Consider the following 12,737-nt stretch of genomic DNA (forward strand, 5'->3'; position numbering starts at 1 on the left):
CTAGTTAAACTGCTTGCCGTTCATTGATTTTAGAAAAGCGGCGATCTTGGCAGCTTCCGGTTCTGAGATCTGCATCATGAGTTGCATGTCGCCCATCATAATGATGGTCTCTTCTAAACTGGCGACACCGCCATCATGAAAATAAGGACCCGTCAGGGCAACGTTTCTCATTGAGGGTACTTTAAACATAAACTTGTCTTGCTCCTGACCAGTGACTTCAAAGCGTCCTTCATCAGCAAGATTCTTATAGGGTTTAATCAAACCATTTTTCTGGTACATATTTCCGCCCAGCATGGAACCCATGTGACAAGTGATACAGGCTTTACCCATAAAGAGCTCAAGGCCTTCAACTTCGGTTTTGCTCATGGCTTTGAGATCACCTCTCAGGAAATCATCAAAGCGATCGTGGGTTACCAGCGTACGTTCAAAGGCAGCGATGGCTTCAGTGATATTCTCAAAATTGATTGATCCTGCTCCAAAGGCAGCTGTAAACAGTGCATCATATTCTTTAAGAGCCTTAATATTTGTGACAGCTGTTGCTGAATCTGGAATAGCCATTTCGGCTGGATTGAGAATGGGGCCACCGGCCTGTTCATTCAGGTCAGCTGCGCGGCCATCCCAAAATTGGGTGAAATGAAACCCGGCATTGAAGACTGTCGGAGAGTTTCGAGGTCCTGGAATACCATTGGTGCCGTCCGAGGTTGGCATATTATCAACACCGGCGGTGCTAATATCGTGACAGGTGTTACAGGACATCTCATCTGTATTTGAAAGGGCTGTCTCAAAGTACAGTTTTTCGCCCAATGTTATAAGTGCTGGAGTATCGTTTTCGGATCCGGGCATTTTATCCGGCACGACAGCAAACATGGGTTTGGCTTTTTCCAGGATACCCTGTTGATAGCTAAGGTCTTCTTTGACTTCTTGCTTTGGGGTCTCTCCCTTACCACCACACTGTACCATGAAGAGCATCATCATTGTAGCCAGCCCGAGAATAAAAATCTTTTTCATAAATGTTTCCCTTTTAGTTATGTTGCGATCATATCTGCTAAAGCACAATAAGATATTTAAGCAATTATGAAATGCATGACAATAATGACCAAAAATCTATTGCTGGGCAGTAGTTTAAGGGTGCTGGCCGATACTGCCAAATCAAATACAGTATCATTCTTTTACGGGAATCGCTTGCCTAGGTAATCTCTACAAAGACTGATCAGCACTTTTTTCTGATATTTAGAGTTAATTCTACCGTTGTCACAAACCTCCGCTTGCAGATGCAGCTTCGGTTTCTATATTACATACCGACCAGTCGGTATGTTGATATATCAAGAGCAGAAGGTTCACAATGACAGAGAGAAGACCTAGTTCAGAACGTAGGAAGGAAATACTTGAAGCAGCTCTTACCATATTTGTAAAGAAGGGTTACTCTGATGCCAGAATGGATGATATTGTTCAAGAGATCGGCCTGAGTAAAGGAGCGATCTACTATCATTTTCAAAGCAAACGTGACTTGTTCATTGCGCTCATAGAACATTGGATGGATCAGTTTGATGCTATCGAAAGAAGTGGCGGATTGAAAGCGAAACCATCAGGAGTGATCATCAAAAAGATTGCCCGATTTACAGCCAAGATCTTCCAGCGGAACCCAAACTGGTTTCTTGTAGAACCCGAAATATGGGCCTTTGCCAATCGCGACAAACAGATCAAGGAATTAGCTAGTCAACTGTATTCCCGGGTAATCGCAGTATTTGAAAGTTTGATCGAGCGTGGGATCGAATATGGTGAATTTAATAAAGTCAATTCGCGGCTGGTTGCCTTGTCCATCATGACATCACTACATGGAATGATCTGGTTTGTGCTCTTTCAGCCTGAAGACTTTTCGCTGGAAGATTATGTAGACCTAAACATGGAATGTATTCTGAGCAGCATTGTTGTTCAGAAAAAGAAATAACCGCAAAGTGCGCGGAGAACGTAGAGTGTTTTGTAAAAAAAAGCTGGGACATCAAACATTTTTTTTAGCATTGTCTTTTCAAATTTGGCAGTTTTCATGGTAAACAGAAACAAATTTATAATAAGGAGAGAAAAATGAAAAAGGGTGGCGCATTCCTAACCACACCCTTTGGTGTAGATGAGATTTTCACCAGAGAAAAATGGTCTGATGATCAAAAAGAGTTCTTTGAAGTAATCCGGAGTTTTTCTTCGGAAGTTATCGCACCCAGGGTAGATGATATTGAAAAACTCGATGAAAAGTTAACCCGTGATCTTATGACTCAAATGGGAGAAATGGGAATCCTGGGCATGGATGTTCCTGAGAAATACGGTGGTATGGGCCTGGATAAAACCGCTGCTGCATTAGCACTGGAAGCCATGGGGGAAAGTGAAAGCTCATCATTTATGGTGACTGTCACTGATCATACCGGAATTGGTCTTTTGCCCATACTCTGGTATGGTACTGATGAGCAAAGAGAAAAGTATATCCCCAAAATGATGACCGGGGAATGGATGAGTTCATATGCTCTTACCGAGCCCGGTGCAGGTTCAGATGCCTTAAATGGTACTGCTACAGCAAAGCTTAATGATGAGGGCACTCATTATATTCTGAATGGTGTAAAGCAGTTCATTACCAATGGGAGCTGGGCCGATATCAGTATTGTTTTTGCTAAAGTGGATGGTAAAAAAATGACGGCATTTGTCATGGATCAGGAAACTACTGGCTGGGATCGCGGTGTCGAAGAGCACAAATTGGGTATCAAAGGCTCATCAACCACTAATTTTATACTAAAAGATTGTAAGGTAGCAGTTGAAAATGTTATTGGAGGTGTTGGTAAAGGCGCTGCGGTTGCTTTTAACTGTCTTTATATCGGACGACTGAAGCTGGGCGCCGTTACCATGGGTGGTGCAAAGCAAAACATCAAATTTGCTTTGGACTATGCTAAAGAGCGTCATCAGTTTGCTCGGCCCCTAACAGCTTTTGGTATGATGCAACGAAAATTTGCTGATATGGTTATTCGCTGTTATGAAGCAGATTCAATTACTTATCAATCCACTGGTTCTATTGATGCCGGAGTTGAACAGTTTTCGGAGGATGATCCTGAATATTATAATCACTTATATGCTGTAATTGAAGACCACGCAATTGAGAATAGCACCAATAAAATTTTCTCATCTGAAGTGCTTTGGATTAATGCAGATGATGGCTTACAGATATTTGGCGGTTATGGTGTTTCTGAAGAATATCCCATGGCCCGTGCTTTGCGTGATGAACGAGTAAATCGTATTTTTGAAGGTACTAATGAGATAAATAAATTGATTATCTCAGGTATTGTATTAAAAAAAGCAATTCTGGAAGAGCTACCTATTCGTGAACAGGTAATTGCACTTGGTGATGATTGGATGCCTGTTGTGGAAATCCCGGTGGACCACCCCTTGGAGCAGGAAATCAAAGCGGTTGAATTAGGACGCGGAATTGTTTTGAAAACCCTAGACGAGTTAATCCTCAAACATGGTCAGGATTTCAAGAATACCCAGTTTGAGATCGAAGCCTTTGCCAATATGGTGATTGCTCAGCAGGTTATCTTTAGTGTATTACGGCGCTATTTACAACTGGATAAGTCCTATCCTCGCCGCGATGTAGTTTACTCAGTGGTGAAAGTGTCGGTTTTGCGTAATCTGGAAATTATCGTCTCTAATGCTAAAAATATTTTAAGGCATATCCTGGACGAGACTGATCGTATTGCCAAATTAAGCAAACTGGATAAAACCTTGGCAGATCTAGCATATCATGCAGATGTGATCAAAGAACAAGAGAATGTGTTTAAACTCTTACTAAAGCGCGGTAAATATCCGCTGAATGATTAGAGTTAGTAAACGAGTATCAAGATTTAGGAGATTTTAAAATGAGTGAAAAATATAGTGTGATCGTAGATGCTGTTCGGAGTCCCATTGGTTTAAAGAATGGCCAGATGATCGGCATGCGTCCAGATGATATTACAGCCCAGGTTGTCAAGGGTTTAATGGCGAGAAATCCAGCAGTTAAGCCTGAAATGGTAGAAGACCTGGTCTTGGGATGTGCGTTTCCTGAAGCAAATCAGGGCATGCTTATGGGGCGTGGTGTAGCTCTGCTTGCCGGTCTCCCCGTAACTACAACTGGTAGCACGGTTAACCGATTTTGCGGATCATCAATGGATGCACTACACCAGTTGAGTACTTCAATTATGGCTGGTGACAAGGAGATTGGGATCGCTGCTGGTGTAGAAGATATGTTTGGTGTCCCAATGGGTGGCTACAATCCAGATTTCAATCCAGTACTTTATGAGATGGAATATTACATAGGTATGGGTGATACTGCAGAGAATCTGGCTAAAGAGTTGGATATCAGTCGTGATGATCAAGAAGCATTTGCCATTGCCTCCCACAAAAAAGCTTTGGCTGCCCAAGCTGCCGGGCGATTTGATAATGAAATTATTCCTATTGAGATCGAAGGCGTACGTGTAGAGAAAGATGAAGGTCCCAGAGAACCGGATGTGGCCAAGATCAAATCACTTTCTCCGGCTTTTGATGCAAGCGGATCCGTAACGGCAGCCACTTCAAGTCCCATTAGCGTTGGTGCTTCAGCAGTTTTAGTAATGAGCAATACCAAAGCTGAAGAACTGGGTTTGAAAGTGAGAGCTAAGATCATTGCTCGTGCAGTTGCAGGAGTAGACCCCACTGTTATGGGCTCAGGTCCTTTGCCAGCTACAGAAAAAGTTTTGAAGAATGCTGGGATGACCTTGGATCAAATGGATATCATCGAACTAAACGAAGCCTTTGGTGCCCAGTCCCTGTATGTCATTCGTAAGGGTAATTTCCCCACGGAAAAGATAAACCTTAATGGTGGTGCCATTGCACTGGGTCATCCACTGGGATGCTCAGGTGCCCGAATAATAACAACCCTCTTAAATGTAATGGAACAGAATGATGCCCGCTATGGCCTGGCTACCATGTGCGTTGGATCAGGTCAGGGTACTGCCACCATCATCGAAAGGAGCTGATCATGGCTTTTAAAATTGAAAAGGTAGCTGTTCTGGGAGCCGGAGTTATGGGCGCCCAGATCGCCACCCATCTCTCGAATGCTGGAATCCCCAGTTTTCTGTTTGATATGAATCAGGAACTGGCGGTAAAGGGCTTGGAGGGGATGAAGAAACTTAAACCTAGTCCTGTTTATAACCCTAAGACCCTGGGAATGATCACGCCCTGTAATTATGATGATCACCTGGATAAAATCAGCGAAGTTGATTGGGTGGTGGAAGTAATTGCCGAACGACTTGATTGGAAACAGGGTTTATTTGAAAAGATAATTCCCAAAATGAATGCTACCGCTTTACTCACGAGTAACACCTCGGGACTGGCGCTCTCAGAAATGGTTGCCAGCATGCCCGGAGATGTGAAAAAGCGGTTTTTTATCACCCACTTCTTCAATCCGCCCCGCTATATGAAATTAGTGGAGCTGGTTGGTGGACCGGAAACTGATCCGGATGCCATGCAGGATATGGCTGTTTTTCTGGAAGATGTGCTGGGTAAGGGTGTTGTCTGGGCCAAAGATACGGCCAATTTTATTGCCAATCGGATCGGTGTCTATGGCATGATGCTTACACTGAAATTAGCGCGTGAAAAACGGTTGAGCATCGCTGATGTTGATGGTCTCACCGGAACCGCCATTGGTCACATGAAGTCGGCAACTTTCCGGACTGCAGATGTAGTTGGGCTTGACACATTGGTGCATGTTGCTGAGAATGCCTATGACAAGGGTGAAGCAGATGAAGAAAGAGATATTTTTCTCATTCCTGATTATCTGAAGACCATGCTGGACAATGGTTGGCTGGGGGCCAAGACCAAGCAGGGTTTTTATAAAAAAGTTGACAGGAAGACCATCCTGTCGCTCAATCTAGAAACACTGGAGTATGAACCTTCAGTAAAGAAGAAGTACGATGCTATCAGGGTTTCAAAGAATGAGACCTACTTACCTGGAAAACTCAGAAGCATTGTAGAAATCGATGATGTAGCTGGGAAATTCCTGTGGGAACTCCATGCTGGTATCCTGATCTATTCAGCTAATCGATTGCCTGAGATCTCAGATGATATTGTCAACATCGACAATGCCATGAAATGGGGTTTCGGTTGGGAAATGGGACCCTTTGAGATATGGGATGCCCTTGGAGTAGCTGAAACTGTAGAGCGCATGAAGCAGGATGGTCGTAAGATTCCTGCCTGGGTAACAACCATGCTGGATAAAGGCATTGATTCCTTTTATGGATTTGATGGCAAGGTTAAAACCTATTACGATCCATCGAGTGAATCTATGCAGGCCGTGCCGGTTCATCTCCTCGCTGTCGATTTTGAGGTTATTAAGAAAACGGGTGGCTTGATCAAGAAAGATTGGTCTGCTTCGCTCATCGATCTAGGTGATGGTGTAGCTGCTGTTACCATGCACTCAGTACTGCAACCTACCTTCAATCCCATTGATGGATCCATGATCAGTATGTTCGACCTGGCTGCTGATTGGGTGCAGGAAAATGGCTACAAGGGTTTGGTGATTGCTTCTGAGGCAGCTCATTTCTCTGCAGGAGCCAACCTGGCCATGATGTTGCGTGCTATTGATGAAAAAGACTGGGGCAGTCTGGAAGCCATGAGCAAGGGCATGCAGGATGCACTGCAAAAACTCCGTTTTGCTCCATTTCCTGTAGTTGCAGCCCCGCATTCTCTGGCACTGGGTGGTGGTTATGAGACTATCGGTGCTTGTGATAGAATCGTGGCTGCTGCAGAATTCTACACTGGTTTAGTAGAAGTTGGTGTAGGCCTGATTCCTGGTGGTGGCGGTAATCTGAGGATGATCATGAAAACCAGTGATCGATTGGCCAAAGGTCGGGCTGGCGCTTTTCCAGTTGCTCAAAAGTGTTTTGAAGCGATTGGATTTGCCAAAGTCTCCATGTCTGCAAAAGAAGCTGTGGCAATTGGCTATCTGACTAAACAGGATAAGATCATTATTAATGGAGATCATCGCATTGCTAAAGCCAAAGAAGAAGTTCTGGCAATGAGTGACGGTTATGCTGCACCAGAAATGCGCAAAGATATATTCTTGCCTGGTGCCGGTGGCCGCCTGGCCATCAAAGGCACAGTGAAGGGCTTCCTGAAAACCGGAAAGATCTCAGAGCATGATGCATTTATTGCTGAAAAGTTGGCTTTTGTGCTCACAGGTGGCGATAAGGGTGGCATCATGAAGCCTCTGGATGAACAATATCTGCTGGATATTGAAAGAGAGGCTTTTGTTTCACTGGCTGGGGAACCAAAGACCCGGGCGCGCATTGAATACATGTTGAAGCGAGGGAAGCCTCTCAGAAACTAATTCGTACCCAGGGCTTTCCGTTTCCTCCTCCGGGTACTTTAACCAAGAGGCGGCGATTTTTGATCGTCGCCTCTTTTTATGTATTCAGGTGACGAACAATAGCTTAGATTTCAGTCCTCAGTAGCTAACCTGAAGATAAATCAAGAGTTTAAATTAATTTATTGGATCGATTATGGAACTTGCAGAAAAACAACAGATCAAAGATCGGATTACTGCTGAGATCGAAAACGCCCGGGAACAAATCGTTGAGCTGGAAGAACTCACGCAACCGATCGCCCCAGATTGTGCTATTGGTCGTATCTCCCGGATGGAGATGATCAATAATAAAAGTGTCAATGAACACTTGTTGGCAAAGACCAAAGCCAGATTAATGAAATTAGAGTCATCACGATCTTTCCTCGATAAAGAAGACTATGGTATTTGCCGGGTCTGCAAGCAACCGATTCCTCTAGGGCGTCTGATGATGCTCCCTGAAACCGATAAATGTGTGGATTGTGCCTAAGTAGCAACGGGGGTCTATTGGTTGGTGCAGTCTTTACCATGCGTCCTGATCTTTTTAATGCCATGGTATGTCAGGTTCCACTCCTGGATATGTTGCGCTATCATAAATTATTGGCCGGAGCCAGCTGGATGGGAGAATATGGTGATCCAGATGATCCACAGATGAGAGCCTATTTACTCAAGTATTCGCCTTATCAAAATATCAGGAATAACACCAAATATCCCAGAGCATTATTTATCACCTCCACCAAAGATGATCGGGTACATCCTGCCCATGCCCGGAAAATGGTTGCCCGACTTATGGAACAGGGGAACCCCGTGATGTATTATGAAAATACTGAAGGCGGTCACGCAGCTGGAGCCAATCTGAAGCAGCATGCTACCATGGCGGCCATAGAGTATACCTATTTACATCGCATGTTGATGGTGAATTGATTATTACACAGTAGATCTTTGTTAACAGGTGATATGTAAAACCAGGTTGGTATCTTTATCGTTTATGTGAGAGATCGCTGCAGGTGTTTTTTTAACAATTAGCGAGATATGCATTTCCTGAGCTCGGGCTCGGATCTCTTCTGTAATTGGCAGGTGACCACTCATGCCGGTACCGATCACCAGCGTATGACAATTCCAGGGAATATTTTCAGCTGTGGTGAGAGGTGTGTGTTTATAACGTGATTTGAGTGCCCTGGATGAGTGTTTATCCCGGATTTGGATTATTCGATTATTCAAGATCACTACATCCTGAGTGTAGAGGTGCCCATCAATTGTAATCCTCCCAAAGACCAGATCATCAACCTGCATTATTACCCCTCCCTGTTAACCTGATTATGAAAACATCTGCGCAAATCTACGGATGAAAAATTACTCAGCCTGGATCAACAGATACGAGGAAGCTGTTCACCAACGGGCATATCCACGATCCGATTAGCTCCCAGGCCGGTGCGCAAAGCGACTATACCGGGATGTTTATCGATCACTTCACCAATAATGACCGCATCCCGTCCCAAGGGATTCGCCTGCATGGCCGATAACATCTTATCCGCGATTTCCGGAGGTACAACAGCGATCAATTTGCCTTCATTCGCAACATAAAGAGGATCGATCCCCAGGATCTCACAGGCTCCCCGGACATTGTCTTTCACTGGAATTGAATCATTGTACAACTGAATTCCCACCTGAGATGAAACGGCAAATTCATTCAGGCTGGTAGCTAATCCACCGCGAGTGGGGTCACGCATGGCATGGATATCTTTGCTTACTGCCAGCATATCATTTACCAGGTGATTCAGACCTGCAGTATCACTTTTGACAGTAGATTGGAAAGAAAGCCCCTCACGACTGGTCATGACAGCCATGCCATGGTCTGCCAGGGTTCCCGAAAGCAAAATCTTGTCGCCAGGCCTGAGTTTTGAAGCTGAGATATGCACGTCATCTGAAACAAAACCAATTCCTGTGGTATTGATAAAAAGTTTATCGCAACTCCCTCGATTCACCACTTTCGTGTCGCCGGCAACGATTTGAACGCCTGCCAGTCCAGCTGCTTTTTCCATGGATAAAACAATGCGGTGAAGGATCTCGAACGACAGGCCTTCCTCCAAAATAAATCCAACACTCAAAAATTTAGGCTGGGCGCCACTCATGGCGACATCATTGACCGTGCCATTTACAGCCAGATCACCGATATCACCCCCGGGAAAGAAAATGGGATCCACCACAAAGGTGTCCGTGCTGAAAGCAATGCGTCCTCCTGGATTGTCCAGGATGGCCTGGTCTTCCATTTTTTCCAGAGTGGTGTTTGTGAATCTGGGTAAAAAGATCTTTTCAATCATCTCGCTGGAGAGTTTACCACCAGCACCATGAGCCATCTGAACGGTATCATGGGTGAGGATTGGGACAGGGCAGGAGAGGTTTTCAGGGAAATCCATTTGTTATCCTAGTTTGGTTGGATTAATAATAAGCCAGGTACTTTTGTAAAATGATTATCTGCTGTTGCCAGTGGAACACCATTTTCTTTTGCAATGGCGGCGATCCACATATCATTGGCTGGAATAGGAGTCCCTGCTTCACGCAAGTCACTGTAAATCTGACTGTAATGGTTGGCTGTAGCCTCGGTAACATCAACGATCTCAACACGAGGTGAATCTAAAAACTTATTGAGTGTATTTAGATTCTCTTGCTCCTTTGACCCATACTTAAATCCGGCTAAAAGTTCACCGAGAACAATTGGACAAATAATAATTCTATTTGAATGCTCAAGAATGCTGATTGAAAAACTATCAGCTCTTTGAGATAGGCTATAAATGTTAGTATCTAAAACGATTGTTTTTATTTCCACATTTCCTCGTCAATCCGGCTAAAGTCCTGCTGTGTATGTTGAAATTCGGAGAACTCTTTTTCAGTCCAGTTTCCAAAAAGAAAATCAAGATCATGATAGACCTTAGTATGGATATTGTCTTTTTCCAGGCCCATCATTTTTCTCAGGGTGCCCAGTAGAAATTGGTTGACGCTCATAGACTTCTCTTTTGCAGAAATTTTTAACAGGCTATCAAGCTCGTTGTCTATGCCGCGGATAGTGATTGTTTTCATGTCAAGCTCCATGGAGTCATTATATGAATGCATATTGAAGTCATAATATAATGTCAATACACAGGAGTTCAATACTCACGTTTGAGTAATTAGTGTCCATCTCAAAACTCTTTTTCTTCAACGAAGCAAACGAAATACACGAAGATATACATGCTTTTTCGTAGTATTCGTCAAATTTATTGTGGAAATCTGCAGTAGTATCTGCTTCGCACCTAATTTATGGACAGGCACTAAATAGAATCAACGATCAATCCACAATTCTTTGATACAGATAGTAGGCCGCACACGCCCCCTCACTAGAGACCATGGTGGCTCCCAGGGGGGTTTGAGGCGTGCATTCTTTTCCGAAAGCGGGACAATCATGGGGCTTTTTCAAACCTTGGAGAATGAGACCACTAATACAAATTTTAGGCTCTTCAGTATGAATATCAGTCACTTCGAATTTTAGCTCAGCATCATGGGCAGCATACTTTTCAGTGATCTTGAATCCACTCACTGGAATCTCACCAATTCCCCGCCATTTCCGGTTGGTGATCTCAAAAACATCTCTAATAATATTTTGGGCAGGTTGATTACCGCCCGCTTCCACGATCCGGGAATAGCAGTTTTCCACTACATGAGTACCAGCTTCTAATTGTTTCACTGTGTGCAGGATACCATCCAGGACATCAATGGGCTCAAAGCCGGTAATAACGATGGGTACCTTATATTTTTTTGCAATGGGGATGTATTCATCCCAGCCCATGACTGTACATACATGACCGGCAGCCAGATAGCCTTGAACCCGATTGGCTGGAGATGAAAGCAGCGCTTCCATGGCGGGAGGAACCAACACATGGCTCACTAATTCACTGAAATTTGTCAAACCTTCTTTGGCTGCCTGAGCAACTGCCATGGCATTTCCCGGGGCCGTAGTCTCGAAGCCAACTGCGAAGAAAACAACTTCTTTATCCGGGTTCTCACGGGCAATTTTCAAGCTTTCCAGTGGTGAAAAGACAGTTCGCACATCACCGCCTTCGGAGCGAACCATAAATAGATCTTTATGACTGCCCGGAACCCGCAGCATATCACCAAAACTGGTGAAGATCACATGAGGGCGACTGGCGATCTCGATGGCCTGGTCGATGATCTCCAGCGGGGTAACACAAACTGGACAACCTGGTCCGTGAACCAATTCAATTTCTTTGGGGAGTACCTGGTCGATGCCATTACGAATAATGGAATGAGTCTGACCACCACAGATCTCCATGATTACCCAGGGTTGGGTCGTGACGGCATGAATTTCATCCAGAATCTTTTTAGCCACAACCGGGTCGCGGAATTCATCTAGATATTTCATTGCTGATTCCAATTTACATCGAGAGTAATAGCGGCCTCTTTCATCCGACGATCTCTTGTCCAGATGCGTAGACCTGATAGTTTGGTTGAAGCAAGTAAATGCATGTCGACATATCCTAATCCCTTTCCCGTAAGGTGATTCACATCAATAAACTTTAGCACTTCATCATCAGATGCAACAAGAGCCTGGGGAAGTTCTTGCAGAAGGTGGATAATTTGCTGTCTATTCCTGAGGTTACCACAGGCAAGTTCACCAATTATGAAGGGGTGGGAAAATATACTAAACTCAGATAGCAGCTTTTCTGAATGCTTTGACCCCTGACGTAAATGGTCGATCCAGATCGAAGTATCAATAAGTATCATTTAATGGGTTTCGAATCTTCGGCGCGAGATATCATCAAGTTGAGGTTCACTTCCCCCCAATTTTGCAAGCCTTCGGCCACTTTCGTATGCAATGAGCGCTTTTAGACCCATTCTAACCAGGGATGTTTTTTCTTTTACCCCAGTTAAACGAGAAGCTTCCGCAACAAGATCTTCTTCAATGTTAATCGTTGTTCTCACAATGCATTCCTTTCCGTGCACATATAACATGCATTATAATATGCATAATACGCATGCATGCTCCAAGCGCATTTCGGTCTGAGATACAAATGAAATTTTACTGATTAATACAATTATTCACTGCTTGAACCAAAGCAATAATCTTTTCTTAACTTGGTCTCTCGATCTTTTCGACTTCAATTCCATCTTTCTGAGCGGCATCAATCACTTCATCCCAAGCATCGAAGGAGCGCTTGGCTTCTTCCTCATTTAGGACTGATAAGGCAAAGCCGGCATGGACGATGGTGTATTGACCAATTTCAATTTCCGGTACATACTCCAGACAAGCCTTACTTACAGACCCGGCAAAATCAATATTGCCCATCTTGAG

The 12,737-nt window shown here is 44.1% G+C and carries 14 protein-coding genes and 1 pseudogene; 6 read left to right on the forward strand and 9 right to left on the reverse strand.

Annotation, left to right across the window (positions count from 1 at the left end):
* The gene (locus U9Q77_13820; GenBank protein MEA3288434.1) at nt 1-1,008 is read right to left on the reverse strand and encodes a cytochrome c peroxidase; all 1,008 of its coding nucleotides are present in this window, start codon (nt 1,006-1,008) and stop codon (nt 1-3) included.
* Nucleotides 1,009-1,342: 334 nt separating this feature from the next.
* Here U9Q77_13820 and U9Q77_13825 point away from each other — a divergent pair, with 334 nt between their 5' ends.
* The 6 genes and pseudogenes from U9Q77_13825 (at nt 1,343) to U9Q77_13850 (ending at nt 8,314) form a co-directional block, all read left to right on the forward strand.
* Complete coding sequence (locus tag U9Q77_13825; GenBank protein MEA3288435.1) at nt 1,343-1,948, forward strand: TetR/AcrR family transcriptional regulator; 606 nt, start codon at nt 1,343-1,345, stop codon at nt 1,946-1,948.
* A gap of 134 nt (nt 1,949-2,082) precedes the next feature.
* Complete coding sequence (locus U9Q77_13830; protein ID MEA3288436.1) at nt 2,083-3,855, forward strand: acyl-CoA dehydrogenase family protein; 1,773 nt, start codon at nt 2,083-2,085, stop codon at nt 3,853-3,855.
* Between the two features lie 38 nt (nt 3,856-3,893).
* Complete coding sequence (locus tag U9Q77_13835; protein MEA3288437.1) at nt 3,894-5,027, forward strand: thiolase family protein; 1,134 nt, start codon at nt 3,894-3,896, stop codon at nt 5,025-5,027.
* Nucleotides 5,028-5,029: 2 nt separating this feature from the next.
* Entirely contained in the window at nt 5,030-7,378 is a 2,349-nt protein-coding gene (locus U9Q77_13840; GenBank protein MEA3288438.1) for a 3-hydroxyacyl-CoA dehydrogenase NAD-binding domain-containing protein, read from the forward strand.
* A 172-nt stretch (nt 7,379-7,550) separates the two neighbouring features.
* Nucleotides 7,551-7,880 carry a TraR/DksA C4-type zinc finger protein gene (locus tag U9Q77_13845; GenBank protein ID MEA3288439.1) on the forward strand — a complete coding sequence of 110 codons (330 nt, stop codon included), beginning with the start codon at nt 7,551-7,553 and terminating at the stop codon, nt 7,878-7,880.
* 2 nt (nt 7,881-7,882) lie between these two features.
* A pseudogene (locus U9Q77_13850) lies at nt 7,883-8,314 on the forward strand (prolyl oligopeptidase family serine peptidase).
* A gap of 21 nt (nt 8,315-8,335) precedes the next feature.
* Here the strand turns inward: U9Q77_13850 and U9Q77_13855 are convergent.
* The 8 genes from U9Q77_13855 to U9Q77_13890 all read right to left on the reverse strand — a co-directional run.
* On the reverse strand, nt 8,336-8,683 hold the full coding sequence (locus U9Q77_13855) for an MTH938/NDUFAF3 family protein (protein MEA3288440.1): 348 nt from the start codon (nt 8,681-8,683) through the stop codon (nt 8,336-8,338).
* A 74-nt stretch (nt 8,684-8,757) separates the two neighbouring features.
* Nucleotides 8,758-9,807: a hydrogenase expression/formation protein HypE gene (gene hypE / locus U9Q77_13860; GenBank protein MEA3288441.1), complete on the reverse strand. Its 1,050-nt coding sequence runs from the start codon at nt 9,805-9,807 to the stop codon at nt 8,758-8,760.
* Nucleotides 9,808-9,815: 8 nt separating this feature from the next.
* Nucleotides 9,816-10,217, reverse strand: coding sequence for a type II toxin-antitoxin system VapC family toxin (locus tag U9Q77_13865; GenBank protein ID MEA3288442.1), 402 nt, complete (start codon nt 10,215-10,217; stop codon nt 9,816-9,818).
* Nucleotides 10,208-10,468, reverse strand: coding sequence for an antitoxin (locus tag U9Q77_13870; protein MEA3288443.1), 261 nt, complete (start codon nt 10,466-10,468; stop codon nt 10,208-10,210). The genes U9Q77_13865 and U9Q77_13870 overlap by 10 nt, the downstream gene beginning before the upstream one ends.
* Before the next feature lie 247 nt (nt 10,469-10,715).
* Complete coding sequence (gene hypD / locus U9Q77_13875; protein ID MEA3288444.1) at nt 10,716-11,807, reverse strand: hydrogenase formation protein HypD; 1,092 nt, start codon at nt 11,805-11,807, stop codon at nt 10,716-10,718.
* Nucleotides 11,804-12,169 (reverse strand): type II toxin-antitoxin system VapC family toxin, encoded by a 366-nt coding sequence (locus U9Q77_13880; protein MEA3288445.1) that lies wholly within the window; start codon nt 12,167-12,169, stop codon nt 11,804-11,806. The genes hypD and U9Q77_13880 overlap by 4 nt, the downstream gene beginning before the upstream one ends.
* Nucleotides 12,170-12,367, reverse strand: a complete 198-nt coding sequence (locus tag U9Q77_13885) for a type II toxin-antitoxin system VapB family antitoxin (protein MEA3288446.1) — start codon at nt 12,365-12,367, stop codon at nt 12,170-12,172.
* 148 nt (nt 12,368-12,515) lie between these two features.
* Nucleotides 12,516-12,737 (reverse strand): HypC/HybG/HupF family hydrogenase formation chaperone (locus U9Q77_13890; protein MEA3288447.1); only part of this gene is annotated, 222 nt, incomplete at its 5' end.

The organism is Candidatus Neomarinimicrobiota bacterium (assembly GCA_034716895.1).
Lineage (GTDB): Bacteria > Fidelibacterota > UBA8477 > UBA8477 > JABMPR01 > JABMPR01.

Excerpts from the sequence above, each read along its gene's own strand:
- U9Q77_13870 (MEA3288443.1), bottom strand. The coding sequence starts at position 10,468 with ATGAAAACAATCACTATCCGCGGCATAGACAACGAGCTTGATAGCCTG.
- U9Q77_13845 (MEA3288439.1), top strand. The coding sequence starts at position 7,551 with ATGGAACTTGCAGAAAAACAACAGATCAAAGATCGGATTACTGCTGAG.
- hypD (MEA3288444.1), bottom strand. The coding sequence starts at position 11,807 with ATGAAATATCTAGATGAATTCCGCGACCCGGTTGTGGCTAAAAAGATT.
- U9Q77_13835 (MEA3288437.1), top strand. The coding sequence starts at position 3,894 with ATGAGTGAAAAATATAGTGTGATCGTAGATGCTGTTCGGAGTCCCATT.
- U9Q77_13840 (MEA3288438.1), top strand. The coding sequence starts at position 5,030 with ATGGCTTTTAAAATTGAAAAGGTAGCTGTTCTGGGAGCCGGAGTTATG.
- U9Q77_13820 (MEA3288434.1), bottom strand. The coding sequence starts at position 1,008 with ATGAAAAAGATTTTTATTCTCGGGCTGGCTACAATGATGATGCTCTTC.
- U9Q77_13830 (MEA3288436.1), top strand. The coding sequence starts at position 2,083 with ATGAAAAAGGGTGGCGCATTCCTAACCACACCCTTTGGTGTAGATGAG.
- U9Q77_13825 (MEA3288435.1), top strand. The coding sequence starts at position 1,343 with ATGACAGAGAGAAGACCTAGTTCAGAACGTAGGAAGGAAATACTTGAA.
- U9Q77_13880 (MEA3288445.1), bottom strand. The coding sequence starts at position 12,169 with ATGATACTTATTGATACTTCGATCTGGATCGACCATTTACGTCAGGGG.
- U9Q77_13855 (MEA3288440.1), bottom strand. The coding sequence starts at position 8,683 with ATGCAGGTTGATGATCTGGTCTTTGGGAGGATTACAATTGATGGGCAC.
- hypE (MEA3288441.1), bottom strand. The coding sequence starts at position 9,807 with ATGGATTTCCCTGAAAACCTCTCCTGCCCTGTCCCAATCCTCACCCAT.